Below are 25204 nucleotides of genomic sequence, written 5' to 3' on the forward strand. Positions count from 1 at the left end.
CTGCCCAGGAGAGGACAAGCGCAGGTCCCCCTCTCCCGTGTGGGAGAGGGGACAGGGGTGAGGGTGGCACGCTTCCGCAGTAAAACTCAGATCGTCGTGCTGGCGGCGGAACGTTCGGTGCCTCTATCGGCACCGTCTCCACCCTCACCCCTACCCCTCTCCCACACGGGAGAGGGGATCCCGCGCCTCATCTTGTGTGCAATGCGCCCATTTTTAATTCTCTGATATATGATTATGCAAGATTTTCACATTTTAATCAGGAGAATACCAAGGAGCCGCGCAGGCTGTGTCTTGATTTCACGCCACCAACGCCAGCAACGCCCCGACCCCCTCGGCCTTGTCGATCCCCGCCACCGCGGCGATGACCGCCTCGCTCCGCTCCGCCCCCCAGACCGGCCCGGCGAGCGCCCGGAACTTCTCGCGGACATCGTCGGCCGAGTACGGGTCCTCGGTGTCGCCGCGGTTGGTCGTCGCCTTCGCCGAGAGCCTGCGGCCGTCGGCCAGCGTCAGCGTGACCTTGGCGGGACGCAAGGACGGCAGCTGCGCCGTCATGCCGGGATCCTCCTGCACCATCACCCGGCGGGCCAGCGACAGGATGCGGCGGTCGGCCCGCGCCTCGTCCCGGAAGGCGTCGGTGTCGGCCTCGCCCCGCACCAGGGCGGCCGCGAGGGCAAAGGGCAGCGAGAACTTCGCCGCCAGCATCGTCGCGGGCGCCGGGTGGTCGAGCTGCGCCGCCCAGACGTAGGTGGCGACCTCGACCGAGCGCACGGCATCCGGGTCGATCGGGCCGGCCTCGGTTCGGATCTGCGCCAGGGCGTCGAGGGCGCCGTGGGTGTAGCGGCAGGCGGCGTGGCGCTTGAAGTAGTTGCGGGCGATCTCCCAGCGAAACCCCAGCTCCTCGACCATCGCCTCGGGCGAGAAATCCTCGGCGAGGATGCCGCCGTAGACCGTGCCGATCCCGTCGCGCTCCGGCAGGAAGCCGCTCCCGGCGAGATCCCAGGCGGTGAGCCCGAGCTGGTTGGAGAAGCCCGCATAGGTGTTGCGGACGGTCGCCCCCTCCAGCATCGTGCGCCGGCTGGTGCTCAGGCCCAGGGACGAGGCGAGGCCGATCGTCCGGCCGATCATCGCGGCGTCGGCGCCATGCAGCTTCGCCACCGCGAGCGCGGCGCCGACCGTGCCCCAGGTGCCGTGCGGGTGCATCGTCACCCGCAACTTCGAGGCGATGCCGATCCGCGCGCCGATCTCGTAGCCGAGGACCAGCGCCGCGATCAGGTCGGCGCCGGAAGCGTTCGTTTCCTGCGCGGCGGCGAGAACCGCGGGGACGACGTGGATCGCGGGATGGCCGCGGGCGTACTGGTTGCCCTCGTCGAGCTCGAGCGTCGTGCCCGCAGTCCCGTTGACCAGCGCCGCGTCGCGCGGATCGAGGGACAGGCCGCTGCCGATCGCCGGCGCCGGACCGTCGCGGCGGGCGGCCAGCCGCTCGGCGAGCGCCCGGCATTCCGGCTCGCGCATCCCGGCGGCGATGACGCCGAGAGAGTCGAGGAGGACGAGGCGGGCGCGCTCGTGCGCCGGTTCCGGGATGTCGGCGGGGGCGAGATCGGCCGCGAACCCCGTCCAGCGGTCGAGCCAGGCCGGGACGGGCTCGGCGAGCAAGGTGGTGGCCGGGACGATGCCGGGGGTGACGATGCCCATCGCTAAAGCCCCAGATAGGCCCGGCGCAGGGCCGGGTCGGCGGCGAGGGTCGCGGCGTCGCCCGACAGCGCGACGGTGCCGTTCTCCAGGATGTAGGCGCGGGTCGCGAGATCGAGCGACTGCACCACGTTCTGCTCCACCAGCATGATCGGCAGTCCTTGCCTGTTGAGGGTACGGACGAGCGTGAACATCTCTTCGACGAGGAGCGGCGAGAGCCCGAGCGAGGGCTCGTCGAGGATGAGGAGGCGCGGCTCGGCCATCAGGCCGCGGCCGATGGCGAGCATCTGCTGCTCTCCCCCCGAGAGGGTGCCGGCGGCCTGGGTCGCGCGCTCGCGCAGGCGCGGGAAGGTCGAGAAGACCCGCTCGATGTTCTCCCCCCGCCGCGCCCGGCCGCGGCGGTAGCTGCCGAGCACCAGGTTCTCGCGCACGCTCAGGTTCGGGAAGATCTTGCGGCCTTCCGGCACGTGGATCAGGCCGGCCTCGACGATCGCGGACGCCGAGGCCTTGCCGATCGGCCGGCCGTCGAAGCGGATCTCGCCGGCGCGCGCCGGGACGACCCCGGACAGCACCTTGTTGAGCGTCGTCTTGCCGACGCCGTTGGCGCCGAGCACCGCGACGATCTCGCCCGCGCGGACATTCAGGTCGAGGCCGCGCAGGACCTCGGTGGCGCCGTAGCCGGCGCGAAGGCCCGCGACCTCAAGCATCGACCGCCTCGTCGTTGAGGGAATCCTGGGCCTTCATCCGGGCGGCCGCGCCCTTGCCGAGATAGGCCTCGATCACCCCCGGGTCGGCGCAGACCTGGCGCGGCGGGCCGGACGCGATCATCCTGCCTTGTGCGAGCACGAAGACCTCCTCGCACAGGGTCATCACCGCCTGCATGATGTGCTCGATCATCAGGATGGTGACGCCGTCGTCGCGGATGGAGCGCACCACCGGCAGGATGTCGCGGATCTCCGACGGGTTCAGGCCCGCCAGCACCTCGTCGAGGAGGAGGAGTCGCGGCTCGGTGGCGAGCGCGCGGGCCACCTCCAGGCGCTTGCGCCCGGCGACCGTGAGGTCGGCGGCCGGCTTGTCGAGCTGGTCGGCGAGGCCGACCCGGGTCCCGACCTCCCGGGCCTTCGCCACGGCGTCGGCGCGACGCGGGTGGCGCAGGTAGGCGCCGACCGCGATGTTCTCGGCGACCGTCAGCCCGGCGAAGGGCTGGACGATCTGGAAGGTGCGGGCGATGCCGCGGCGCGCCCGCAGGTGCGGGGCCTCCGCCGTCACGTCCCGCCCCTCGAACAGCACCCGGCCCTCGCTGGGATTGAGGAAGCCCGAGATCATCCCGAACAGGGTGGTCTTGCCGGCGCCGTTCGGGCCGATGAGCCCGGTGATCGAGCCGGCCGGCACGGTGAGCGAGGCGCGGTCGACCGCAACGAGGCCCTGGAAGCGCTTGGTGAGGGATTCGACGGCGAGCATCGGTCAGGCCCCCATCGCGGCGGCGCGCGCGTCGCGGGCCTCGCGCCGGCGGCGAAAGGGGCGCAGGCCGAGCAGCCCCTGGGGCGCGAAGGCGATGACGGCGATCAGGCAGGCGCCGAACACCACGAGGTCGACGCCGGGGACGCCGCCGGCGAGGTGCTTGGTCAGCTCGCCGAGGCCCTGCAGCGCCAGCGCCCCGACGAGCGGCCCGAAGGCGGTGCCGATGCCGCCGACGATCGGCGCCAGCAGCGCCTCGACGGAGATCCAGGTGCCGTAGGCCACACCGGCATCGAGGTAGAGGAAGTACTGCACGTAGAGCCCGCCGGCCGCGGCGGTGATCGCCGCCGAGAGCGCGATGGCGCGAAGCTTCACCGCGAGGGCGTCGACCCCGAGCGCGCGCGCCGCCTCCTCGTTCTCGCGCACCGCGATCAGGTGGGCGCCGAAGCGCGAGCGCTCGAGCCAGCGCGAGGCCAGCAGCGCCAGGCCGACGAAGGCGAGGACGAGGAGGACGAAGTAGCGCCGGTCGGCGAATTGCAGCGAGGCGAAGCCGGGCTGGAGCTTCAGCAGCAGGCCGGCCGCGCCGCCGGTGATGTCGGCGGTGTTCGCCAGGATGCGGAACACCTCGGCGAAGGCGAGGGTGACGAGGGCGAAGTAGGAGCCGCGCAGGCCGGCCCGGAAGCTCAGGTAGCCGATGGCGAGGCCGACCAGCGTGCCGAGGCCGATCCCGGCCGCGAGCGCCCCCCAGGCGTTCCAGCCGAACTTCACCTGGAGGACCGCGGTGGCGTATGCGCCGCTGCCGAAGAAGGCGGCGTGGCCGAAGGAATACTGCCCGCCGAAGCCGCCCAGCACGTTCCAGCCCAGGCCCGCGAGCGCGATGATGAGCGTGGTGACGAGGAAGTTGAGGAGGCTGCCCGACAGCCCCAGGAAGGGCAGGGCGGCGAGCACGCCCAGGACGAGGATCACGGGCAGGAGGTCGCGGGCGCTCATGCGCGGGCTCCGAACAGGCCGGTCGGGCGCACCAGCAGCACCAGGATGAAGATCAGGAAGATGCCGATCTGCCCGAGGCTGTCGCCCAGCAGGAGACCGGAGAAGCTCTCGACCACGCCGATGACGAGGCCGCCGATGAGGGCGCCGGCGATCGACCCCATGCCGCCGAGCACCACGATGGTGAAGGCGACGAGCACGAAGGCGGCGCCCGAGCGCGGGTTGACGTAGTAGGTCGGCATCAGCAGGCAGGCGGCGACGGCGAGGCAGGCGCAGCCGATGCCGAAGGTCACGGCGTAGACGTGATCGACCTCGATGCCGACGAGGCGCGCGCCGAGCTTCTCCCGCGCCACCGCGCGGATCGCCCGGCCGGTGTCGGTGCGGTTGAGGACGAGCCAGAGCACCCCTGTGACGGCGAGGGAGGCCAGGAAGCCGATCACCCGCGGCGTCGAGAGCAGGAGGGGGCCGAGCTCGATCACCTGGAGGGCGGCGTCGGAATCGAGCGCGCGGGTGTCGGAGCGGAACAGCGCGAGCAGCGCGTTCTCGAGCACGATCGACAGGCCCAGCGTGACCAGCAGCACGTTGTTGTCGCTGCCGTGGCTCGCCGGGCCGATGACGAACCGCTGCAGGCCGTAGCCGAGGCCGAACATCAGCGGCACGATCCCGATCATCGCGAGATAGGGATCGACGTGGAACAGCGCGAAGGCGCCCCAGACCGCGAACATCGCGCAGGTGAGCAGGGCGCCATGCGCGAAGTTGATGATGTGCAGCACCCCGTAGACCAGGGTCAGCCCGAGGGCGATGAGGGCGTAGACCGCCCCCGTCATCAGGCCGTTGAGGGCCGCCTCGATCAGGATCTGGGGCGCGTACATCGTCACGCCTTGAGCGGGAAGTTGGCCTTAGCCTCGGCGAAGGCGTCCGGCGCGATCACCTTGACGTCGCCGCCCTGCACCTGCGTGTTGAGCGGCAGCGCGGAGGTGTTCTGGCCGTTCGAGAACTTCGACTGGCCGTAGGGCATCACCCCGCTGGCGAAGCTCTGGGTCGAGAGCGCCTCGATGATCTTGAGCCGGTCGGGCGCGCCGGCCTTCTCGATCGCCTCGGCCATCAGCCGCACGGCGGAGTAGTTCATCGGCACGTTGTAGGCGAAGGCGCGGCCCGCGGCTTCCGTGCGCTTGCGCAGCTCGGGCGTCAGCGGGTTCTTCGGATCGGGCCAGTGGTTGCAATCCATCACGCCCTCGGCCGCCTGCGGGAACTCCTTGACGAAGCGCAGGGACGAGGCGCCGCCGCCGAGGATCGCGTAGATGCCCTTCGGCCGGACCCGCTGCTGGAGCATCGTGCGGGCGAGCAGCACGAACTCGCCGTAATAGTTCGACGGGATGACGAGGTCGGGCTGGAGCGAGCGGATGCGCAGCACCACGTTGGCCATGTCGCGGGCCGGGGTCGGGTGCGAGACGGTCTCGAGGATCTCGAAGCCGAGCTTCGGCAATTCCGCCTGGAGGAGCTTGGCGAGGCCGGAGCCGAACAGGCCGTCCTCGTGCACGATCACGACGGTGCGGGCCGGCTTGCCGGCGGCGTCGTTCAGCGCGACGAGGCGCTCCAGCGCGCTCTTCGTCACCATGCCGAAGCTCGGCGAGAACCGGAAGGTGTTCTTGAGGCCGCGCTGGGTCAGCTGGTCGGCGACGCCGACATCGATCAGGTAGGGCAGGTCGTAGCGCGAGGCCGCCTGGCTCGCGGTGGCGCAGAGCCCGCTGCCGAAGCCGCCGACGATCGCCGCCACGCCCTCGCCGTTCAGGCGCTCGGTCTCCTGCGCCGCGGCTTCGGGGCTCGAGCGGCTGTCGGCGAAGACGATCTCGAGCTTGGCGCCGCCGAGGCTTTTGAGCCCGCCGGCGGCGTTGATGTCCTGCACGGCGAGTTCCGCGCCGAGCTTGCCGAGGTCGCCGTCATTGGCGAGCGCGCCCGTGACCGGCTGGATGATGCCGAGCTTCACGGTCGACCCCTGCGCCCGCAGGATCGACGGCATCGCCACAAAGGAGGTCGCGGCGAGACCGGTGCGCAGGATCGCGCGGCGGGAGGGGGAGACGATCGAGGTCACGGGGCGGGCCTCCTGTGGGCGGCGGGTCGGCGGGGGGTGGAATCAGGCTTGACGGGGCGCGGCACGGCGGGCGTCCAGCGCCGCTCGCCGGCGTCGCCCGTGCGCACGAGGTCCATCTGGAAGGCGTAGCGGTCGGGCCGGTAGAGCGCGTGCAGGTGCTCGACGCCGCGGCCGGTGGGATCGAACACGACCCGGGTCAGGTCGATCAGCGCCGATCCGACCTCGAGGTCGAGGGCCTGGGCCACCTCGGGCCCGGCGAGGGTCGCGCCGATCGCCTGCGTCGCCCGGTCGGCGGTGACGCCGGAGCGCTCCATCAGCGACAGGAGCGGCGTCGCCGCGAGATCGGCCTCCGAGTAGGACAGGCCGACCCGCTCGGGCACGTGGGTGGTGAGGTAGGAGAAGGGCCGGCCGTCGATCAGGCGGACGCGCACCGAGCGCTGCACCCGCTCGCCGGGATCGAGCAGCAGGGCCTCGGCGATGGCGGCCGGCGCCGCGACGTACTCGAAGGACAGGAGCCGCACGCCGGTGGCGCGCCCCATGGCGATCAGCCCCGCGAGCAGGTTCGGCAGGTCGCCGATCACCGGCCGGGCGCCGTCCGGACCCTGCACGAAGGTGCCGGAGCCGGGGCGCCGCCGCACCAGCCCCTCGCTCGCGAGAAGGTCGAGGGCGCGCCGCACGGTCACCCGCGCCAGGCCGTGCTCGGCGGCGAGCGCCGGCTCGCCCGGCAGCCGGGCGCCGCTCGGCAGCCGGCCGCTGGAGATCTGGTCGCGCAGCAGCAGGTAGAGCCGGCGCGCCTTGTGGGGCTCGATCGCGGAGGTCACGGGGCCATCCCTGGCTCGTGGCTTGCATGACTCGTGGCGTGCACGAGTCGGGTTGCAAGTGCCGTCCACGGTCATCCGCCGGCGCTCACCTGTCCGATTATGCAGACAGGTTGCTGTCCGTCAATTGGGACAGGTGGCAAGAACGAACAGGAATTTTCCGGGCGCCCGGGCGGGGCGGAGCCGGCGACCGGCACGGGCCGGTCCGGATCTCATCGCTTCCTGGTTCGCTCCGGGCCCGCGGAAGCGGCGCCCCGGACGACCCTGGGCGGGGCGATCGTCCGGCTCCGCCCCTCGCGGGCGCTTGCGCCTTACCGCGACGGCACCCATTGCCGCGACAGCGCGTAGAGGCGGTGCCCGAACGACCAGGTGCGCAGGAACCGCTTGGCGTAGCGCACCGGATCGTCGGCGAGGCGGCAGCGCCGGCGCAGGATGTCCCGGGCCGCCTCCGGGTCGCCGACGTCGAGGAGCTGGCGGGCGTATTCGAGCATCAGGAAGTTGCGGTAGCGCCCGGCGGAGCGCACGAGGTGCGGCGGGACCGCGTTGTGGCGCAGGAGGGCGGTCAGCGTCCGGTCGAAGGGCGGCGGCAGCGGGCGCTTGCGCATCTGGTGGGCGAGGACGCTGGTCGGGTGGCCGTCGCGGTAGACCGCCGTCGGCTCGGCCACGTAGCGGAAGGCGCCCTCGAGGGCGAGGCGGCAGAAGGTGTCGGTGTCGCCGCCCATCGCGGCGCCGACCGGGAACAGGCCCGCCCGCCGCAGGGCCGTCCGCTCGATCATCACCGCGCTCGGATGCACGGCGTAGGGGTAATGGGCGAGGGCGAAGGCGAAGAAGTCCTCGGTGCGCTGCCCGGGCAGGGCGGCCGGCATCACCGGCGCGGCGCGGCTGGCGAGCAGGTAGTTGCTGAACACCAGCACCGCGTCGCCCCGCGCCGCTTCCGCCGCCAGGTTCTCCAGGTGACGGCCGGCCCAGAGGTCGTCGGCATCCAGGAAGGCGATCCAGTCGCCGCGGGCCTCGGCGATGCCGCGGTTGCGCGCCGCCGCCTCGCCGCCGTTCGGCTGGCGCACCAGGCGGATGCGCGGGTCGGGATGCGCCGCCACGATGTCGCCGCCGCCATCGGTCGAGCCGTCGTCGACGACGACCAGCTCGAAATGCGGGTAGCTCTGGCGGAGCACCGCCGCGAGGGTTTCGGCGATCACGTCCGCCTTCTGGTAGAGCGGGATCACCACGGAGAGGGTCGGCAGCACGGATCGGCCTCCGGTCGGTCGCGCGGGTCATGCCGCGTCCGCCCTTGCTTACCAAGCCGCCGCGGGCGCCGGACCCGCCGCTTCCGGCGCTGCCGCCGCGGCGCCGCCTCCGGCATCCGGGGGCGGTCCTCCCCCGATCGGCGAACACGCTCCCGCCGAAGGCGGCGGTGCCGCGCTCCGCCGCCGCCGCTAGCCTCCTGCGGCGGCCGGCTCTCGTCCCGGCAAGTTCGGGTCCCGGCAAGTTCGGGTCCCGGCAAGTTCGGGTCCCGGCAAGTTCGCATCTCGGCAAGGTCGCGGCCCGGCAGCCGGCAGGAGGTTTCTCGCGATGATGGAAGCGGTGCGGGCCGGCGCCGGCGGCGATCCCGAGGCGCGGCGGATGCAGGCGGCGCTGGCGCGCAATCTCGCGGCGTTCCGCCACCTCCTCGCCCGGGCCCACCAGGCGGCGACCGAGGGGCGCGACGAGCATGCCGCCGTACTGGGCGAGGCTGCGGCGGCCTTCGCCACGGCCAACCATTGCGGCCTGTTCTCCAGCCCGGAGCTCGAGCGGCTGGTGACGGCCCTCGGCCGCCGCCTCGCGCCGCATCCGGTCGCATCGCGCGCGCCGCCCCGATCCTCGCCGGACCGGGTCCTCCACGTCCTGACCGAGGCGAGGATCGTGGGCGGCAGCAGCCGGATGGCCTGGCGCTGGATCGCGCAGGATCGCGGCCGGCGCCACTCGGTGGCCCTCACGCGCCAGGACGGCGCGCGGCTCCCGGCCCCCCTCGTCGCGGCGGTGCTGGCGAGCGGCGGCGCGGTCCACCGCCTCGACGGGGCGGGCCTGCTGGCGCGGGCGCGCCAGCTCGCGGCCCTCGGCCGGGAGGCCGACCTGGCGGTGGTGCACACCGAGCAGGACGCCGTGCCGCTCCTCGCCTTCGCGGATCCGGCCCGCTCGCCGCCGACCCTGTTCGTCGACCACGGCGACCACAAGTTCCGGCTCGGCCTCGCGGCGAGCACGGTGGTGGCGAGCATGCGCGAATCCGGCCAGCGCCACGCCCGCCGCCGACGCGACGTCGACCCGGCCCGCAACCCGCTGCTGCCGACCCTGCTCGACGCGGCCCCGGAGGCCGGACGGCGGGAGGAGGCGCGCCGGGCCCTCGGCCTGCCGGCCGAGGCGCGGATCCTGCTCAGCATCGCCCGAGGGACGAAGTTCGGTGCGCCCGGGAGCCCGAGCTACGCCGATCGGCACCTGTCGGTGCTCGAGGCCGATCCGGCGGCGCTCCTGGTGGTGGTCGGGGCGGGCACGCGCCCGGATTGGCAGGCGGCGGCGGAGCGCAGCGGCGGGCGCATCGTCGCCCTCGACGAGCGGCCCGACACCGCTCCCTTCTACGATGCCGCCGACATCTACGTCGATTCGTTCCCGTTCGTGTCGATCACCTCGCTGCTGGAAGCCGGCAGCCGCGGCCTGCCCCTGGTGAGCTGCTTCCCGCACGCGCCGGAGGCCGAGATCTTCGGCGCCGACATGCCGGGGCTGACCGGCTGCCTGCGGCGCGCCGGGGCCTGGCCCGAGTACCAGGAGATCCTCGCCGGCCTGCTGGCCGACGGGGCGGAGCGGCGCGCCCTCGGCCTGCGCACCCGGGCCTCGATCGCCGCCGTCCATACGGGGGAGGGGTGGATGGCGGCGCTCGAGCGCGCCTACGCCCTCGCGGCGCGGGAGCACGGCCCGTTCCGGGCGCCCCGGCCCGACGACGGGCCGGCCTTCGACCCCGTCGACCTCATCGTGCCGCTCGTCTGCCCGCAGGGCCACGCACCGGAACAGGCGATCGCCCAGCAATTGCGGATCTATCCCCTCTGGGCGCGGCTGAAGCTGTGGCTCGCGCTCGCGCGCGGGGCCGGGCCGGACGCCCGGATCGGGCGCAGCACCCTGGCCTGCTTCCTGCCGCCGGCCGCCCTCGCCCGGCTGCGGGCGGCGATGGCCCGGCGCCGGAGCGCGAGGGCGTGCGGGGGGGCCTGAGGGGGCATGAGAGACGGGATGGGGGACGACGAAACTCGGTCGTCGGCGCCCGGGATCAAGGCCCGCCGCGGCGCCGACGGGACACGGAACCGGGGTCTCGGTGCCCCTGGGACGCCCAGGCAAGAGATTGGGACGCTCGGACGTATCCTGCATCCCGCATCCGTGTTTGACCTTGGACCCCTGAACTGCTTCCCGGCTCAAGGACGATGTCGAAGCGCTCCTCTACCCCGATCCCGGCCTGGCTGCGTCGCCGCGGTTACTCTCCCCGCACCAAGGTGTGGCTCGCGGCCGCCTGCGAACGGACCCGCCGCCGGTCCGGGACGCCGTCGCCGGAGAGCGGGTGCGAGATCATCCCGTTCCCGGTCCGGTCGCCGGCCGTGGCCCGGGACGCGATGCGCGGCGCGGAGCCGCCACGGGTCGCCACCACCTGGCAGTAGGCGAGGCGTCGGACGGACGGCCTCTCCGCCTCGAGGAGCCCTGCGCAACATCCGCCGAAGCGGTCACCGGTTCGGCGGCGGAGTCGATGCCGTGACGGACGCCGAGCAGAGTGGCGCCGCTCCGCTCAGCCGCCCGGATGCACGAACAGGGTGTCGAACTCGCCCGGCTCGTAGTGGCGGCCGGTGATGTCGGTGATCACGATCCACTCGTGGCCGTCCGCCGCGAGTTCGTCGGCCTTCTCCAGCGCCGCCTCCGGCGAGGTGCGCTGGTACGAGAGGTGCCCGTCCGGGGTGTGGGCCGTCACGACGAGATGCATGGCTCTCCTTGCATATGCGGAGAGGCATTCTACAGGAACATGCCTCGCAGGGCGAGTCGGACCGAGACGGCGCCACGGCCACGCTTCCTGACCCATTGTCACGGAGCGGCCTTACTCACCGGCTAGGCGTGCCGCGTCGCCGCTTCCTGGAGGCCATCGGATGCCCGTCCTGCTCGCCGCAGCCTCATGCCTCGCCCTCGGCATCGCCCTCGTGGTGCTGCTCGGCCTCAACGTCTGAGCATCGGTCGCCGGGGCGGTGACCGCTTCGGCGACGACACCGAGGCGAGACGGCGAAGCCGAGCGGCGTTGCGCCATGCGACCCTGCTCAGAGCAGCGCCTTCGCCGCCTGCGCGACCTGGCGAATCGAGGTGTCGACCTCCCCGGCCGAGCCGGCGATCCGCTCCATGCTCCGGCGCACCGAGCCGACGCTCTGGGCCGCGTTCTGCATGTTGAACGACATGTCCCGGGTCACGGCGGCCTGCTCGACGATGGCGGAGGAGACCCCGACCGAGATCTCGCTGACGTGGCCGATGGCGGCGACGATCGCCTGGAGCGCCGCCACCGCCTCGGCGGTCGCGCCCTGCACGGCCTCGATCTGGGTGCCGATCTCCTGGGTCGCCCGGGCCGACTGGCCGGCGAGCGCCTTGACCTCGGCGGCCACCACCGCGAAGCCGCGCCCGGCCGCTCCCGCCCGGGCGGCCTCGATGGTGGCGTTGAGCGCCAGCAGGTTGGTCTGGTCGGCGATCGAGCGGATCAGCGACACGGCCTCGCCGATCCGGTCGGCGGCACCGGTCAGGCTCGTGACGATGCCGCCGGCATCCTGGGCCTTGCGCACCGCCGCGTCGGAGGCGGTGCGGGCCTCCTCGGCATGCCGGCCGAGCTCGGCGATCGAGGCGGCGAACTCCTCCGTGCCGGCGGCCACCGCCTCGACGTTGCCGGAGGTCATCACCGTCTGCTCGGTGGTGGCGCGGGCCTGGTCGGTGACAGCCGACACCGCGACGGTGATCGCCGCGATGTCCGCCTCGATCGCCCGCTGGCCGGCGCTCCGGCGCTGCTGGTCGAGCACCCGCTGGGTGATGTCGGTGGCGAATTTCACCACCGCGCAGGGCTTGCCGTCGAGGTCGAGCACCGGATTGTAGGCGCCGAAGATCCACACGTCGCGGCCGGCCTTGGCCACGCGGTGGAACTCGCCGGCCTGGTGGCGGCCGGCGGCCAGCGCCTGCCAGAACGCGGCGTAGTCCGCGCTCGCCCGCTCGGCTTCCGGGACGAACAGGCTGTGGTGGCGCCCCACCACCTCGTCGCGGGTGTAGCCCATCACGCCGAGGAAATTGGCGTTGGCCTCGGTGATCGTCCCGTCGGGCGTGAAGTGGATCACCGCCTGCGAGCGGTCGAGGGCGGCGATCTGGCCGGCCAGGTAGGCGTCGCGCTCCTTGCGGGCGGTGATGTCGGAGGCGAGCTTCACGATCCGCACGACGCGGCCGCGGCGGTCGAGGACCGGGTTGTAGGAGGCCTGGATCCAGATCGCGCGCCCGTCCTTGGCGACGCGGCGGAACTCCCGGGTCTCGAACCGGCCCTGCCGCAGGCCCTCCCAGAACGCCGTGTAGTCGGGACTGTCCCGCTCGGCCGCCGGCATCAGCAGGCCGTGGTGCCGGCCGCGCAGCTCGGCGAGGGTGTAGCCGGTCAGCGCCAGGAAGCCGGCATTCGCGTCCAGGATCGTCCCGGACGGGTCGAATTCGATCCGGCTCTGCGACCGGTCGACGGCCGCGAGGAGCGCGGCGTGGCTCGAGTGGAGAAGGGACACGGCTGCGGCCTCGGGCATCGGTTCCCGGTCAAGGTGCTCCGGGTTTATTATTGAACAGTGAAGACTGGAAAATTTTCCGGGCGGCCATCAAATGATAAAATACTCCCTGCGAGCATGCTATTCACTGAAAGTGCCCTAGATGACCAGGTCAGATGCTGACGAGCATTTTTCGCAAGGCGGGAAGATACCGACCGTCGTGAGCGCAGTCGCGGTGCAAGGAGGCGGCTCGCCGCCCCGCGAAATACGGAGACCGGCAGGCAATTCGGCGATCGAAGGGCGATCAACGGGTCCGGAAGGTCCCTGGACACCCTGATCGCCGGCCAGGCAGGTCGGGTGTGCACGGATCTATTTAGGACACGATACTATCGACGCCGACCGGACAGTGGCCGGATGCGCGACGCCGAGGCCGATCATCGGGTGCTCCGCTCGGTCAGGCCCGTACTGCGTGCCGGTCCGGCCTCCGCTCGGCCTGGAAGGATGGAGCGTCCGCGACGCGGGGATCGCCGGCGGGCTCGCCCGTCGGCGGCCCTCACCCCTTGCGCTGCGCCTTCACGTAGCTCGTGATCGCAGCCTGGCAGTTCGGGGACAGCTTGGCCTTGTTCTGGCGGAAGCAGGCCTGCACCTCGGGACCGTCCGGCGCCAGGTTGCCGCAATAGGTCAGGTAGTCGCCGGTGCAGTACTGCTTGAGCACCGCGCGATCGACCGCGACGGGCTCGGCGAGGGCGGCGCCCGTGGTCAGGGCGAGGACGAGGGTGGAGCGAAGGAGCACGTCGTCTCTCCGGTTGAGCGGATCGGGGAGGGGAGGAGGGGGGTACAGGCCAGACGATCCTGGCCGCAATGAGTTAGCGCGGCCGTAGCGATGATCTAGCAGGTCCGCGGCCGAGGACAAGTTTTCTCGCGGCGAGACTTCCGAAATCGCGCCGAGAGCGGTCGCCGGGACATCGGGATTCTGCCCTCGACTGTTCCTCGACCGCCCCGGACAAGTCATAACATCGCCCGTTCGCATCGCCGCACCGATGCAGCGTTCGTCGGGGCGGCGGCACCAGGACGGCGCTGCCGCCGGGGCGCCGGGAGTCGGTGAGCGGGGCAGCCGAGGGCGCCGGGATCGGCAGGCGACCTCATACCCTCCGCGCTCATGCATCGACCCGTCGACGCCAAGGCGTCCAGCGCAGCAGCGCCGACGCCCGTTCGGGCTGAGCCAGAGCCTTCGGACGGGTCCGTTCGAAGGCGCACCGGTGTCAGAGACGGCTGAGGCGCACCCGGGCGACGCCCGACATGCCGATCGCCCGGGCCGACGCCTGGGACAGGTCGATCACCCGGCCGCCGATGAAGGGGCCGCGGTCGTTGATGCGCACGACCACCGAGCGGCCGTTCGTCGTGTTGGTGACCCGGACCCGGGTGCCGAAGGGGAGGCGGCGGTGAGCCGCCGTGAAGGCGTGCGTGTTGAAGCGCTCGCCGTTCGCAGTGCGCCGGCCCTGGAATCCGGGGCCGTACCAGGAGGCGGCACCGGACTGGGCTTCGGCGGGCGTGCTGGCTTGTAGGGTCGCTCCGACGGAACCTGCCACCGCGAGCCCGATGATCGCCAGCTTTGCCTTCGAAACCATTTCGCATTCCCGTTTTGTTGCTTGACGCGGTGCAACATAAAACCGAAGAAGGCGACATTATGGAACAGTGAAAATCGAGATAATCTGTCGTATACTCGGAACTGCTGATCTGGCGGATGTCCGAGATTTACATCCGTTAACTGTTTTCGCAGGTCGATCCGCCGCGCCGGCGGGATGGAACCCGCGCCATCATACGGCCAAGGTCGGGCCGGCGGGCCGGGTCAGGACGCCCGCGCGGCCTCCCGCAGGGCGACCCGGATCAGGTCGGCGAGGGTGCGGGCGCCGAGCTTGCGGCGCAGCTGCGTGCAGGTATTGGCGATGGTCTTGTAGCTCAGGCCCAGCTCCTCGGCGATCGCCCCGTGCGAGCGGCCGGCGCCGAGGCGCTCGAGGATCTGGCGCTCGCGCGGGGTGAGGGGCGGCGCGGCCGGTGTCTCGCACCGCAGCCGCGCGACCTCGGCGGCCAGCGAGGGCGCGACGTAGGTGCCCCCGGCGCGCACCCGCTCGAAGGCGAGGTGGAGCTCCGCGGACGCCGTGTCCTTGAGGACGTAGCCCGCCGCCCCGCTCTCGAGGGCGCGCGCGGCGATCTCGGGATCGTCGTGCATGCTGAAGACCAGGATCCGGGTTCCCGGCGACACCGCCCGGATCCGCCGGATCAGCGCGAGGCCGCTCAGCGACGCGCCCTGGAAGGTCAGGTCGGCCACCACGATCTCGGGGCGGTGGCGGCGGAAACGCCGGTAGCCGGCGGCGATGCCGGTGGCCTCGTGCACGGTCTCGACGCCGGCATCCTCCAGCACGCGGCGGCAGCCCTGCAGCACGACCGGATGGTCGTCGACGACGAGCACGTTCACGGGTTCGATCCTCCGGCGCCCGGCCCGCGGCGACGCCGCGGGCCGCTCGGCCCCATTCCTGGCCTGCGGCGTCGCCGCGGGCCGCCTGACGGTCAGTTGGTCGGCTCGCCGGCCGCGACCTTGGCGGTCCAGTCGTCGAAGGCGACGACCGTCTGGCGCTGCTCGCCCAAGCCCTCGATGCCGAGAGTCACGACGTCGCCGGCCTTCAGGAAGCGGGCCGGCTTCATGCCCATGCCGACGCCGGGGGGCGTGCCGGTGGTGATGACGTCGCCGGGCTCGAGCAGCATGAAGTGCGACAGGTATGAGACGATCTGCCGGCAGTCGAAGATCATCGTGCGGGTCGAGCCGGTCTGCATCCGCTCGCCGTTCACGTCGAGCCACATGCCGAGATTCTGCACGTCGGCGACCTCGTCCGGGGTGACGAGCCAGGGGCCAAGCGGGCCGAAGGTCGGGCAGCCCTTGCCCTTGGTCCAGGTGCCGCCGCGCTCGAGCTGGAACTCGCGCTCCGAGACGTCGTGGCAGACGCAGTAGCCGGCGACGTAGTCGAGCGCCTCGTTGGCGTGGACGTAGGACGCGCGCTTGCCGATCACGATGGCGAGCTCGACCTCCCAGTCGGTCTTGGCCGAGCCCTTGGGCAGGATCACGTCGTCGTTCGGGCCGACGATGCAGGACGGCGCCTTGTTGAACAGGATCGGCTCGGCCGGGATCGGCGAGCCGGTCTCGGCGGCGTGGTCGGCGTAGTTGAGGCCGATGGCGATGAAGTTGCGCACGTGCCCGACGCAAGCGCCGAGCCGCGTGCCGGCGGGGACCTCCGGCAGGGTGGCGGGGTCGATCCCCCGCAAGGTGCCGAGGGTGTCGGCGGCGAGGAACGGGCCGGCGACGTCGCGGATCACGCCCGACAGGTCGCGGATCCGGCCGCCCTGGTCGACGAGTCCCGGCTTCTCCTCACCGCTCTCGCCCCAGCGCACAAGCTTCATGGTCGCCTCCCGAAACATCCGGTTCGAGGAGTCCCGGCCGACCGTTCGAGGCCGGGATCCCGCAGGGTCCGGACATTGGCGCCGGCGCGGCACCGCCGCAAGCCGGCAGGGGCGCGGGGGGAGCACGGCCCCGTTGCAGTTTCGTCACATCTGGGGCGAAACCATGTCGGCACGGCGAGCAAGCGGCGACAGGATCTTCTTCATCTATACGCTGGGCGGATCGAAAGATGGATAAAAAGCCTGTTTTCGACTTTTCCCGCGAGCAGATCCACAGCTCAAATCGAAAAAACTCCAGGACAAATCCGTCGGAACCCCGCCCATCGCCGGGATTGCACACCGGCTGCCTGCTGCCGCATCATTCCGCTCAAGCTGCGGGCGATATGAAGCCACGCGGCACGCGATTTCGGGTGTCGAGGTTACGTCATGACGGGTTTGAGGAGGGCGGCGCTGCTGGCCGGCGCATCGGTGGCGGTGCTGGCCGGTACCAACGGGGCGGCGCAGGCGGGAGCGTTCGGCCTGCGCGAGCAGAGCGCTCAGGCGATGGGCATGGCCTTCGCCGGCGCGGCGTCCGGCTCCGGCGGCCTGTCGTCGATGTTCTGGAACCCGGCCGTCGTCACGATGAAGCCGGGCTGGAACTCGGACTTCAACGCCACCCTGGTGGTCCCCTCGGCCACCATCACGCCGACGACCGGCACCTTCCCGCCCCTGATCGGGCTCGGCAATTCGGGCGATATCGGCCAGGCCGCGGTGCTGCCGGCGACCTACACGAACTACCAGCTCAGCGACCGGCTGTTCATCGGCCTGTCCGGCGCCGCGCCGTTCGGCCTCATCACCAAGCCGAACAACGTCTGGGCCGGGCAGACCTACAGCCGCTCGTCGAAGGTCTTCTCGCTCAACTTCAACCCGGTGATCGGCTACAAGGTCAACGACTGGCTGTCGGTCGCGGCCGGGCCGGTGCTCGAATACTTCAAGCTGACCCTGCGCCAGGCCACCGGCATCACCCCCGGGGCGAACACGGGGTTCCTCAAGGGCGACGACTGGGGCTGGGGCTTCACCGCCGGCGTCGTGGCGCGCCTCTCGGAGGGCACTACGGTCGGCGTCGGCTACCGCTCGTCGATCAACCACCAGATCGAGGGCTCGGCCTTCGGCATCGGCCAGGTCCGCGCCTCGCTCAACACCCCCGAGAAGGTCTCGGTCGGCCTGACCCAGGCGATCACCCGTGACCTGCGCCTGAACTTCGGCTTCGAGTGGGACAACTGGACCCGGATCGGCTCGCCGGCGATCGTCTCGCTGGCCCTCGGCCGGCCGGTGACGGCGCTGCCGCTGAACTACAAGAACGGGTTCTACTACTCGGTCGGCGCCGAGTACGACTTCACCCCGCAATGGACCGGCCGCGTCGGCTTCGCCTACGAGCAGTCGCCGATCGATCTCTCGAACCGCTCGACCCGCCTGCCCGACGGCGACCGCTACTTCGCCTCGGTCGGCGCGAGCTACCGCCTCAACGAGAAGGTCCAGTTCGACGTCTCCTACCAGCACCTGTTCTCCGTCGGCGGCCGCACCCGGATCGCGATCGTGCCGGGCGAGCCGCTCTACACCCCGCCGCTCGCCTTCCTGGGCACCGCCGACGCCAGCGCCGACATCGTCTCTGTCGGCCTGAAGTACCGCTGGGACACCCCGCCGGCCCCGGCGCCGATCCCGGTGCCGCTGGTGCGGAAGTACTGAGGTGAGGGCGCCCTTCGAGGGGCAGTGGGCTGCTCCTCTCGACGGCGCTTCCTGACTGCACGTCATTCCGGGGCCGCGCAACGGAGCCCGGAATGACGTATCGGATGGATTTCCGACTGCTGAGCGATTCAACCGCGTCGTCAGAAGCCGGTGGGCGACCATGACGACTCTCCCGCCGACTCCGATTCCCGACAATCGCAAGCTCGTCACCAACGAAACCGCCAAGCTGCTCGCGAACAATCTCGACCGCGTATCGACGGCGTGTTTCACGGTCGGCGCAGCCACGCCTGTAACCGGCTGGCTCTTCGGAGTGAGCGGACTGAACCAGGTGCCATGGTGGTTTCTGGCAGTCATCGTCTCCTGTTGGCTCGGAGGCTCCGCGCTCCCACATGACCTGGCACGACGCGTTCTCAGAGGGCTCATCCCATGAACGAGTATGCGGTCCTCGCCCTGATCGTCCCCTTCGTCGCGGTCGGCGTCGCCTACGTCGCGGTCCGGGTCCAGGAGCGACAGATCGCCCGCTTGAGACGGGACCTCGAGGCCGAAGCCGAGCAGGCGCGGCGTGCAGCTCTCGGCTAGGGACGAAAGCCGGTCGTCGTGATGATGGGAGGGTTGGTCGCGACCCGATTTGGACGGCCCTGTGCCGACATCAACAATCGCGACAGCCATGACCCACGAACTCTACCGCGTGATACGCCTGCTCGAAAGAGAGCGGATTCACTACCGTCTTGATCGCCATCGCGACGATAGCATCATGGTTACGGCAACCTTGGTCGGCGAGCGGATCGAGATCGATGTGTTCGAGGACGGGCACATCGAATATTCCCGGTTCCGCGGAAGCGAGGATGTAGAGGATGACGTCGCCTTGCTCGAAGCGCTGTTTCGCGAGGAGGGCAAGGAGTGATGGTCCTGCCGCTTCTTACTCCCGGTGGTCCTTGCCGTGGCTAAGCTGATAGGTTTCGGACCTTGAGCACCACTTCGGAGGAAAGCCCCCGGGACACCGCCCGGGGGCCCGCCTCATCTCACGCCTTCTCGAGCACGTAGGTCCCGGGCGCCGGGCCGAGCGAGGGCAGGGCGTCGCCGCCGGGCCGGCGCGCCGGCACCCGCTCGCCGTTCTGCTGCTCGAGCCAGGAGAACCAGTACGGCCACCACGAGCCGGGATGCTCGGTCGCCGCCGAGATCCACTCCTGGAGCGTGCCGTGGGCCGGTCCGCCGGTCCAGTACTGGTACTTGGGCTTGGCCGGCGGGTTGACCACGCCGGCGATGTGGCCCGAGCCCGCCAGCACGTAGTCGACGGGACCGCCGAAGGCGCGGCAGCCCTCGAACACCGAGAGCGCCGGGGCGATGTGGTCCTCCCGCGTCGCCAGGTTGAAGACCGGCGCCGTCACCTTGCCGAGGTCGAGGCGCACGTTGCCGAGCACCATCTCGCCGCGCGACAGCTTGTTGTCCAGGTAGCAGTTGCGCAGGTAGAACGAGTGGTTGGCGGCCGGCATCCGGGTCGCGTCGGAGTTCCAGTACAGGAGGTCGAAGGGCAGCGGCGCCTTGCCCTTCAGGTAGTTGTTGACGACGTAGGGCCAGATCAGGTCGTTGGGGCGCAGCATGTTGAAGGCGTTGGCCATCTTGGCGCCTTCGAGGTAGCCGCGATCCTTCATGCCGGCCTCGATCGAGCGGATCTGCGCCTCGTCGACGAAGACCTTGAGGTCGCCGGCATGGGTGAAGTCGACCTGGGTGGTCAGGAAGGTGGCGCTGGCGATGCGGTCGTCGCCGACCGCCGCCATGTAGGCGAGGCTGACGGCGAGCAGCGTGCCGCCGACGCAGTAGCCCACCGCCGAGACCTGGCGCTCGCCGGTCGCCCGCTCGATCGCCTCGAGCGCGGAGAAGATCCCCTCGCGCATGTAGCTCTCGAAGTCCTTCGAGGCGTGGCGCGCGTCCGGGTTGACCCACGAGATCACGAACACGGTGAGGCCCTGGCTCACCGCCCAGCCGATGTAGCTCTTGTCCTTGTTCAGATCGAGGATGTAGTACTTGTTGATCCAGGGCGGCACGATCAGCAGCGGGCGCTTGAGCACCGTGTCGGTCTGCGGCGCGTACTGGATCAGCTCGATCAAGTCGTTGCGGAACACCACCTCGCCCGGCGTGCTCGCCATGTTGACGCCGACCTTGAACTGGCCCTGGTCGGTCTGGCGCACGCGCAGCTCGCCGCCGCCGGCCTCGACGTCCTCGGCGAGCATCTTCATGCCGCGCACGAGGTTGGCGCCGTTCTCCCGGAAGGTCTCGCGGATCAGCTCCGGGTTGGTGGCGAGGAAGTTCGACGGCGACATCGCCCCCGAGATCTGCCGGACGTAGAACTGCGCCTTGGCGCGGGTATGGTCGTCGAGCCCCTCGGCCTCGTCGACCAGGATCTCGGCCCAGCGGGTGGTGATCAGGTAGCCCTGCTTCAGGAAGTCGAAGACCGGGTTCGCCGACCATTCGGGCGCCGCGAAGCGCTTGTCCTTCGGGTCGGGCAGGGCGACCGGCGTGACCGTCTCGCCCTGCATCTTCTGCAGGGTCGAGCCCCACAGGGCCAGGAACTGGCCGCCGATCAGGCTCTGGGCCTCCATCGCCTTCTGGGGATCGGTGAACCACTTCTCGGCCACGGTGCCGAGCGTGCGCACCACCTCGGTGACCGATTCGGCGAGAGCGGTGTTCGGTTTTCCCTCCTCGAGGGGCTTGGCGTAGGCGGCGAGCGCCCGGCCGAACTGCTCGGTCATCAGGCCCGCATTGCGCGACAGGGCCTCCACGTCAGCCACCGGCACCTGTGCCCCCGGTCCTTGCGCCCCTGGTACTTGCGCAAACGGCGCCGTACTCCTCTCGGTCGTCACGTGCGCATCCCTCCCTCGTTGTCGACGCCCCGCCCTGACGAGCCGCCTTTCCGACAAAATATCGTCTCAGACCGCCGGTTCCGCCAGATCACCGGACCGGGTTTCCTCACCGCCACGGTGCCCTCGCGCAAGGTTCCCTCGACGTCATGCCCGTCTTCCCCGCTCTTTGGCCCGGTCTGGCCCGCCTCGCCCTCCTCTCGACCTGCCTCGCGGCCGGCGGCTGCGTGCTCGACGGCGCCTCGGTGCGCGACGCCGCGAAGTCGGCCGGCTTCGGACCGAAGGAAGTCGCGGCTCCCGACTTCGTGGCCCAGTCCCGCCGCGGGGGCGGGGACTTCCTGCCGGTCGGCGAATCGGCCCCGCCCCGCGAGACCCGTGCCAAGTCGGCGGCCGGGGTGAAGGCGCTCGAGGCCGATCTCGATGCCAGCCGCCAGCGCAACGAGGTGAAGGGCCGCGACGCCGCCAAGGTCGGCGGCGCGGTCAAGCCGCCGGCTCCGCCGAAAGTCCCGCCGGCCGAGTGACGCGGAGTCACGAACGGCGGCCGCCCGAACTTCCTCTTCCCCCAAAACCCCTCTAGACAGCGTGTGTGACACGCGCGTCGCAGCGGCGGCGCCGATCCAGGACCCGGCCATGACCGATTTTCACCGCATCAAGCGACTGCCCCCCTACGTCTTCGAGCAGGTCAACCGGATCAAGGCCGCCGCCCGCGCCAACGGCGCCGACATCATCGACCTCGGCATGGGCAACCCCGACCTCGAGGCGCCCCGCCACGTGATCGAGAAGCTGGTCGAGACCGCCGGCAAGCCGCGCACCGACCGCTACTCGGCCTCGAAGGGCATCGCGGGCCTGCGCCGGGCCCAGGCGAACTACTACCAGCGGCGCTTCGGCGTCTCGCTCAACCCCGACACGCAGGTCGTGGCGACGCTGGGCTCCAAGGAGGGCTTCGCCAACATGGCGCAGGCCATCACGGCGCCGGGCGATGTGGTGCTGGTGCCCAACCCCAGCTACCCGATCCACGCCTTCGGCTTCCTGATGGCGGGCGGCGTGATCCGCTCGGTCCCGGCCGAGCCGACCCCGGCCTTCTTCCCGGCGGCCGAGCGGGCGATGCAGCACTCGATCCCCAAGCCCGTGGCGCTCGTCGTCTGCTATCCCTCGAACCCGACCGCCTACGTCGCCTCCCTCGACTTCTACCGCGACCTCGTCGCCTTCGCGAAGAAGCACGAGCTGATCCTGCTCTCCGACCTCGCCTACGCGGAGGTCTACTTCGACGATCATAACCCGCCGCCTTCCGTGCTGCAGGTGCCGGGCGCGATCGACGTGGCGGTGGAGTTCACGTCCCTGTCCAAGACCTTCTCGATGGCCGGCTGGCGGATGGGCTTCGCGGTCGGCAACGAGCGGCTGCTCGCGGCGCTGACGCGCGTGAAATCCTACCTCGATTACGGCGCCTTCACGCCGATCCAGGTCGCCGCCACCGCGGCGCTCAACGGCCCGGAGGATTGCATCCACGAGATGCGCGCCACCTATCGCCGCCGCCGCGACGCGATGGTCGACGCGTTCCAGAAGACCGGCTGGGACATCCCGGTCCCGTCGGCCTCGATGTTCGCCTGGGTGCCGATCCCGGAGCGCTTCCGCGGTCTCGGCAGCCTCGAATTCTCGAAGCTGCTCGTCGAGAAGGCCGACGTCGCGGTGGCGCCGGGCATCGGTTTCGGCGAGCACGGCGACGATTACGTGCGCATCGCGCTGGTCGAGAACGAGCAGCGCATCCGCCAGGCGGCCCGCAACATCCGCCGCTTCTTCGACAATGCCGACCGCACGCTGCACAACGTCGTGCCGATGCAGAAGGTCGGCTGACATCGTCACTTGTGGCCGGGGGGCGACAGGGGAGGCGCAATCGCGCCCCATCCGCGCTCCCCGCCGCCGCTCCGGCCCCGGTTCGGGTTGATCCGGGGGCTGCTGAGCGTCAGGGTGCGGCCAAGGTTTGGCTCCACCTTAGGGTATCCGATGCGTCGCTCGCTGAAGCTCGTCGTTCTCGCCGCCGCGGCCGCCCTGCCGGCCGCCTGCGCGCCGAACCCGATCATCGCCCGCGATCCCGTCCCGGCGCCGAGCCCCGACATCGCCTATCGCTGCTCCTCGACCCCGGCGCTCCTCAACGGCTACTGGGCCGATTGCGAGCGGGTGCGGCGCGAGCGCGAGGTCGTAGTCCGCACCAAGGGCTAACTCGCGCCCAAACCCGGACACCACGCCGCGCCCCGGAACCGGGCGCCGCTCGCCACGCGTTGACCCGGCATCCGTCACCGGAGGATGCCCCGCGTGGTCCGTCGTTTCATCCTGCCGCTCGCCGCCCTGGCAAGCCTGTCCCCGGCCATCCTCGCGGGCACGGCCCTCGCGCAGTCGCCTCTGCCCCTGCGCGTGCGCCCGCCCATGGCCGTCGAGCCGGACATCTACAACCGCGCCGCAGCAGCCGGCCCCGTCGTGCTGCAGGTCTCGCCCGACGTGACCGTCGGCCCGATGCCGTTGGGCCCGACCCGGCTCGTGGCGATCCGCGCCGTGCCGGTCGCGGCCGTCACCAATGGCGGCGGCTTCGGGCCGAGCGGCTTCGGCTACTACAACGACAGCGTGAGCGAGGGCCCGCTCAACCGCCCGCACCGCATGGCGGACTACGTCCTCGGCAGCCGGACCTACTAGACTCCTCCCCATTCAGAGAAGGATACGTCGATGCGCGCACGCTTCCTCGCGGCCGGCCTCGTCGGCCTCGCCACCCTCGCCGCCGCCCTGCCGGCCGCGGCCCAGAGCGTCGGCTACGTCACCGGCTTCCCGGGCCGGGACCCGGCCGGCGACGACGAGATCGGCTGGGGTCCGGCCTACCGGCCCGAGACCAGCTTCTCGCAGCCCGGCACGCCGCCGACCCCCGGCGACTTCGCCGGCGCCGCCTACCGGGCGCGGACCGGGCACGGGCCCTACGACGCGATCCAGGCCCCAATGCGGCCGGTGCGCGCCTACCAGTACCAGAACCCGGGCTACGGCGACGCCCCGGGCTACGACCAGGAACCCGGCTACGCCCCGCGCATGCGGAGCGTGCGGGCCCGGCATGCGGTCAAGCCGCGGCATCACGCCAAGGCGAAGATGCACCGGACGTACCGGCAGGTGATGCGCTGACGGCACCGGCGCGCCTCAGGTATTCGTCACTCACGGTGCCACCACGCAGGGTCATCCCGGCACTCGTCGCAGGCGAGACCCGGGATGACGATGCCGAGTGACAGGACCGCCGGGTGCGCCGAAGCGACGCCCCGCATATCGCTCAGGCAAACCCCTCCAGCACGATCTTCCCCTTCGCCCGCCCACTCTCGAGGAGCGCGTGGGCGCGCCTCAGGTTCGCGGCGGTGATCGGGCCGAAATGCTCGGCGAGCGTCGTGCGCAGCCGCCCCGCCTCGACGAGGCGCGCCACCTCGTCGAGCAGCGCGCCCTGCGCCGCGACGTCGACGGTGCCGAACATCGGCCGGGTGAACATGAACTCCCAGTGCAGCGACAGGCTCTTGCGCTTGAGGATCGACACGTCGAGCACCGCCGGGTCGTCGATCAGGGCCAGCCGCCCTTGCGGCGCGATCAGCTCGGCGATTCCCGCGAGGTGGGTGTCGGTGTGGGTGGTCGAGAACACGAGGCCCGGGGCGCCGAGCCCGAGCGCCGCGACGCCCTGCGCCAGCGACGCCCCGTGATCGACCACGTGATGCGCGCCGAGTTCCCGGCACCAGTCTCGCGTCTCCGGCCGCGAGGCGGTGGCGATCACCGTGAGGTCGGTGAGCTGGCGCGCGAGCTGCGTCGCGATCGACCCGACGCCGCCGGCCCCCCCGACGATCAGCACGGCCTCCGCCGCGCCGGGCACGGGCTTTCGCACGTCGAGCCGGTCGAACAGCGTCTCCCAGGCGGTGATCGCGGTGAGCGGCAGGGCCGCGGCCTCGGCGAAGGACAGCGAGGCCGGCTTGGTGCCGACGATGCGCTCGTCAACGAGGTGGAACTCGGCATTGGTGCCGGGGCGCTCCAGGGCGCCGGCATAGTAGACCGCGTCGCCGGGTCGGAACCGCGTCGCCTCGGGACCAGCCGCGACGACGATGCCGGCGGCGTCCCAGCCCAGGACCTTCCAGCCGCCGGCCTCCGGCGCGGCGCGGCGGCGCACCTTGGTGTCGACGGGGTTCACCGAGACGGCCCGGACCTCGACCAGAAGGTCGCGTCCCGTGGGCTCGGGGCGGGGCAGGGTGATGTCCCGGAGGGCGGCCTCGTCCTCGATCGGCAGGGAGGTCTGGTAACCGACGGCGCGCATGGGCGGGCTCCTTGATGACGGATGCCCAGATGACCGCTACTCTCACG

At 71.3% G+C, this 25204-nt stretch carries 25 protein-coding genes; 9 read left to right on the forward strand and 16 right to left on the reverse strand.

Annotated features, from left to right (window positions below):
- Positions 1-297: 297 nt before the first annotated feature.
- The 8 genes from DK419_RS14385 to DK419_RS14420 all read right to left on the reverse strand — a co-directional run bounded on the left by DK419_RS14385 (position 298) and on the right by DK419_RS14420 (position 8288).
- A complete protein-coding gene (locus DK419_RS14385) occupies positions 298-1692 on the reverse strand; it encodes an MmgE/PrpD family protein (RefSeq protein ID WP_109959684.1) in 1395 nt (464 codons plus the stop codon).
- Between the two features lie 2 nt (positions 1693-1694).
- On the reverse strand, positions 1695-2396 hold the full coding sequence (locus DK419_RS14390; RefSeq protein WP_109959685.1) for an ABC transporter ATP-binding protein: 702 nt from the start codon (positions 2394-2396) through the stop codon (positions 1695-1697).
- On the reverse strand, positions 2389-3150 hold the full coding sequence (locus tag DK419_RS14395; protein ID WP_109959686.1) for an ABC transporter ATP-binding protein: 762 nt from the start codon (positions 3148-3150) through the stop codon (positions 2389-2391). Before DK419_RS14395 ends, DK419_RS14390 begins: the two co-directional genes overlap by 8 nt.
- Positions 3151-3153: 3 nt before the next feature.
- Positions 3154-4137, reverse strand: coding sequence for a branched-chain amino acid ABC transporter permease (locus tag DK419_RS14400; protein ID WP_109959687.1), 984 nt, complete (start codon positions 4135-4137; stop codon positions 3154-3156).
- Complete coding sequence (locus DK419_RS14405) at positions 4134-5006, reverse strand: branched-chain amino acid ABC transporter permease (protein ID WP_109959688.1); 873 nt, start codon at positions 5004-5006, stop codon at positions 4134-4136. Before DK419_RS14405 ends, DK419_RS14400 begins: the two co-directional genes overlap by 4 nt.
- A 2-nt stretch (positions 5007-5008) precedes the next feature.
- A complete protein-coding gene (locus DK419_RS14410; RefSeq protein WP_425352581.1) occupies positions 5009-6226 on the reverse strand; it encodes an ABC transporter substrate-binding protein in 1218 nt (405 codons plus the stop codon).
- Positions 6223-7047, reverse strand: coding sequence for a GntR family transcriptional regulator (locus DK419_RS14415; RefSeq protein WP_109959689.1), 825 nt, complete (start codon positions 7045-7047; stop codon positions 6223-6225). The genes DK419_RS14410 and DK419_RS14415 overlap by 4 nt, the downstream gene beginning before the upstream one ends.
- A 308-nt stretch (positions 7048-7355) precedes the next feature.
- On the reverse strand, positions 7356-8288 hold the full coding sequence (locus DK419_RS14420; RefSeq protein WP_109959690.1) for a glycosyltransferase family 2 protein: 933 nt from the start codon (positions 8286-8288) through the stop codon (positions 7356-7358).
- Positions 8289-8613: 325 nt separating this feature from the next.
- On the opposite strand from DK419_RS14420, the gene DK419_RS14425 reads away from it, so the two are divergent.
- Entirely contained in the window at positions 8614-10278 is a 1665-nt protein-coding gene (locus DK419_RS14425; protein WP_109959691.1) for a glycosyltransferase family protein, read from the forward strand.
- 562 nt (positions 10279-10840) lie between these two features.
- Here the strand turns inward: DK419_RS14425 and DK419_RS14430 are convergent.
- The 6 genes from DK419_RS14430 to DK419_RS14455 form a co-directional block, all read right to left on the reverse strand.
- Positions 10841-11032 carry a hypothetical protein gene (locus tag DK419_RS14430; RefSeq protein ID WP_109959692.1) on the reverse strand — a complete coding sequence of 64 codons (192 nt, stop codon included), beginning with the start codon at positions 11030-11032 and terminating at the stop codon, positions 10841-10843.
- A gap of 325 nt (positions 11033-11357) precedes the next feature.
- Positions 11358-12833: a methyl-accepting chemotaxis protein gene (locus tag DK419_RS14435; RefSeq protein ID WP_109962310.1), complete on the reverse strand. Its 1476-nt coding sequence runs from the start codon at positions 12831-12833 to the stop codon at positions 11358-11360.
- Positions 12834-13362: 529 nt separating this feature from the next.
- On the reverse strand, positions 13363-13602 hold the full coding sequence (locus DK419_RS14440) for a hypothetical protein (protein WP_109959693.1): 240 nt from the start codon (positions 13600-13602) through the stop codon (positions 13363-13365).
- Positions 13603-14071: 469 nt separating this feature from the next.
- The gene (locus tag DK419_RS14445; protein WP_109959694.1) at positions 14072-14437 is read right to left on the reverse strand and encodes a septal ring lytic transglycosylase RlpA family protein; all 366 of its coding nucleotides are present in this window, start codon (positions 14435-14437) and stop codon (positions 14072-14074) included.
- 221 nt (positions 14438-14658) lie between these two features.
- Positions 14659-15285, reverse strand: a complete 627-nt coding sequence (locus DK419_RS14450; protein WP_109959695.1) for a response regulator transcription factor — start codon at positions 15283-15285, stop codon at positions 14659-14661.
- 92 nt (positions 15286-15377) lie between these two features.
- Positions 15378-16262, reverse strand: coding sequence for a fumarylacetoacetate hydrolase family protein (locus tag DK419_RS14455; protein ID WP_109959696.1), 885 nt, complete (start codon positions 16260-16262; stop codon positions 15378-15380).
- 423 nt (positions 16263-16685) lie between these two features.
- Between DK419_RS14455 and DK419_RS14460 the strand changes: the two genes are divergently transcribed.
- The 3 genes from DK419_RS14460 (at position 16686) to DK419_RS14465 (ending at position 18888) form a co-directional block, all read left to right on the forward strand.
- Positions 16686-17984, forward strand: a complete 1299-nt coding sequence (locus DK419_RS14460; protein ID WP_109959697.1) for an OmpP1/FadL family transporter — start codon at positions 16686-16688, stop codon at positions 17982-17984.
- 426 nt (positions 17985-18410) lie between these two features.
- Positions 18411-18563: a hypothetical protein gene (locus DK419_RS29040; RefSeq protein WP_167376121.1), complete on the forward strand. Its 153-nt coding sequence runs from the start codon at positions 18411-18413 to the stop codon at positions 18561-18563.
- 88 nt (positions 18564-18651) lie between these two features.
- Positions 18652-18888: a hypothetical protein gene (locus tag DK419_RS14465; RefSeq protein ID WP_109959698.1), complete on the forward strand. Its 237-nt coding sequence runs from the start codon at positions 18652-18654 to the stop codon at positions 18886-18888.
- Positions 18889-19006: 118 nt separating this feature from the next.
- Here DK419_RS14465 and phaC read toward each other — a convergent pair whose 3' ends face one another.
- The gene (phaC, locus tag DK419_RS14470) at positions 19007-20734 is read right to left on the reverse strand and encodes a class I poly(R)-hydroxyalkanoic acid synthase (protein WP_109962311.1); all 1728 of its coding nucleotides are present in this window, start codon (positions 20732-20734) and stop codon (positions 19007-19009) included.
- A gap of 257 nt (positions 20735-20991) precedes the next feature.
- On the opposite strand from phaC, the gene DK419_RS14475 reads away from it, so the two are divergent.
- The 5 genes from DK419_RS14475 (at position 20992) to DK419_RS29480 (ending at position 23998) form a co-directional block, all read left to right on the forward strand.
- Positions 20992-21363, forward strand: coding sequence for a hypothetical protein (locus DK419_RS14475; RefSeq protein ID WP_245442438.1), 372 nt, complete (start codon positions 20992-20994; stop codon positions 21361-21363).
- 109 nt (positions 21364-21472) lie between these two features.
- Positions 21473-22693, forward strand: coding sequence for an LL-diaminopimelate aminotransferase (locus DK419_RS14480; RefSeq protein WP_109959699.1), 1221 nt, complete (start codon positions 21473-21475; stop codon positions 22691-22693).
- 150 nt (positions 22694-22843) lie between these two features.
- Positions 22844-23059 carry a hypothetical protein gene (locus DK419_RS14485; RefSeq protein ID WP_109959700.1) on the forward strand — a complete coding sequence of 72 codons (216 nt, stop codon included), beginning with the start codon at positions 22844-22846 and terminating at the stop codon, positions 23057-23059.
- 93 nt (positions 23060-23152) lie between these two features.
- Entirely contained in the window at positions 23153-23527 is a 375-nt protein-coding gene (locus DK419_RS14490) for a hypothetical protein (protein ID WP_425352582.1), read from the forward strand.
- A 30-nt stretch (positions 23528-23557) separates the two neighbouring features.
- Positions 23558-23998: a hypothetical protein gene (locus DK419_RS29480; RefSeq protein ID WP_245442441.1), complete on the forward strand. Its 441-nt coding sequence runs from the start codon at positions 23558-23560 to the stop codon at positions 23996-23998.
- Between the two features lie 142 nt (positions 23999-24140).
- On the opposite strand, the gene DK419_RS14500 is transcribed toward DK419_RS29480, so the two are convergent.
- Positions 24141-25157, reverse strand: a complete 1017-nt coding sequence (locus DK419_RS14500) for a zinc-binding alcohol dehydrogenase family protein (RefSeq protein WP_109959702.1) — start codon at positions 25155-25157, stop codon at positions 24141-24143.
- Positions 25158-25204 lie beyond the last annotated feature (47 nt).

It is taken from the genome of Methylobacterium terrae (genome assembly GCF_003173755.1).
GTDB classification, from domain to species: domain Bacteria; phylum Pseudomonadota; class Alphaproteobacteria; order Rhizobiales; family Beijerinckiaceae; genus Methylobacterium; species Methylobacterium terrae.

What these genes read in the sequence shown, in the direction of transcription:
- DK419_RS14390 (WP_109959685.1), bottom strand. Translation starts at nt 2,396, where the DNA reads ATGCTTGAGGTCGCGGGCCTTCGCGCCGGCTACGGCGCCACCGAGGTC.
- DK419_RS14395 (WP_109959686.1), bottom strand. Translation starts at nt 3,150, where the DNA reads ATGCTCGCCGTCGAATCCCTCACCAAGCGCTTCCAGGGCCTCGTTGCG.
- DK419_RS14445 (WP_109959694.1), bottom strand. Translation starts at nt 14,437, where the DNA reads ATGGTTTCGAAGGCAAAGCTGGCGATCATCGGGCTCGCGGTGGCAGGT.
- DK419_RS29040 (WP_167376121.1), top strand. Translation starts at nt 18,411, where the DNA reads ATGAACGAGTATGCGGTCCTCGCCCTGATCGTCCCCTTCGTCGCGGTC.
- DK419_RS14405 (WP_109959688.1), bottom strand. Translation starts at nt 5,006, where the DNA reads ATGTACGCGCCCCAGATCCTGATCGAGGCGGCCCTCAACGGCCTGATG.
- DK419_RS29480 (WP_245442441.1), top strand. Translation starts at nt 23,558, where the DNA reads ATGCGCGCACGCTTCCTCGCGGCCGGCCTCGTCGGCCTCGCCACCCTC.
- DK419_RS14425 (WP_109959691.1), top strand. Translation starts at nt 8,614, where the DNA reads ATGATGGAAGCGGTGCGGGCCGGCGCCGGCGGCGATCCCGAGGCGCGG.
- DK419_RS14475 (WP_245442438.1), top strand. Translation starts at nt 20,992, where the DNA reads ATGCCCGTCTTCCCCGCTCTTTGGCCCGGTCTGGCCCGCCTCGCCCTC.
- DK419_RS14430 (WP_109959692.1), bottom strand. Translation starts at nt 11,032, where the DNA reads ATGCATCTCGTCGTGACGGCCCACACCCCGGACGGGCACCTCTCGTAC.
- DK419_RS14485 (WP_109959700.1), top strand. Translation starts at nt 22,844, where the DNA reads ATGCGTCGCTCGCTGAAGCTCGTCGTTCTCGCCGCCGCGGCCGCCCTG.
- DK419_RS14465 (WP_109959698.1), top strand. Translation starts at nt 18,652, where the DNA reads ATGACCCACGAACTCTACCGCGTGATACGCCTGCTCGAAAGAGAGCGG.
- DK419_RS14400 (WP_109959687.1), bottom strand. Translation starts at nt 4,137, where the DNA reads ATGAGCGCCCGCGACCTCCTGCCCGTGATCCTCGTCCTGGGCGTGCTC.
- DK419_RS14385 (WP_109959684.1), bottom strand. Translation starts at nt 1,692, where the DNA reads ATGGGCATCGTCACCCCCGGCATCGTCCCGGCCACCACCTTGCTCGCC.
- DK419_RS14460 (WP_109959697.1), top strand. Translation starts at nt 16,686, where the DNA reads ATGACGGGTTTGAGGAGGGCGGCGCTGCTGGCCGGCGCATCGGTGGCG.
- DK419_RS14500 (WP_109959702.1), bottom strand. Translation starts at nt 25,157, where the DNA reads ATGCGCGCCGTCGGTTACCAGACCTCCCTGCCGATCGAGGACGAGGCC.
- DK419_RS14455 (WP_109959696.1), bottom strand. Translation starts at nt 16,262, where the DNA reads ATGAAGCTTGTGCGCTGGGGCGAGAGCGGTGAGGAGAAGCCGGGACTC.
- phaC (WP_109962311.1), bottom strand. Translation starts at nt 20,734, where the DNA reads ATGACCGAGCAGTTCGGCCGGGCGCTCGCCGCCTACGCCAAGCCCCTC.
- DK419_RS14480 (WP_109959699.1), top strand. Translation starts at nt 21,473, where the DNA reads ATGACCGATTTTCACCGCATCAAGCGACTGCCCCCCTACGTCTTCGAG.